This is a genomic window from Planococcus sp. RAB007_Raresut, assembly GCF_057369535.1.
In genome coordinates, this window is record NZ_JBXYIF010000186.1 from 1 (window position 1) to 255 (window position 255).

Sequence of the window (255 nt, forward strand, 5' to 3'; positions counted from 1 at the left end):
GTGGATCGCTAGCAGTGGCCGGCACTGGTGGTTCACCGAGATCCTGCCGCACCCCCCGGTAGACACGGTTCAGGTCCCGTTGCACACGTTGCAGGGCCATCGCGCGCATGGTGTTCCCGGAGAACGCCATCTTCCCGCTCATCGCCGCCTTCATGCCGCTGATTCGTTCCATGAAAACGTCGTCGAGGACCGCGCTCGTCATTCGAAGCGTGAGATGCGGCTTCACGGACGGTTCGCCCATTCCGGCTACGGGCG

1 protein-coding gene is annotated in these 255 nt (G+C 63.9%); it reads right to left on the reverse strand.

The genetic code is table 11. The features are described 5' to 3' along the window. Window positions 1–226, reverse strand: a 226-nt coding sequence (locus tag AC2Q9J_RS18220; RefSeq protein ID WP_499042130.1) for an SCP2 sterol-binding domain-containing protein, incomplete at its 3' end; no start/stop codon positions are given. Window positions 227–255: the final 29 nt, after the last annotated feature.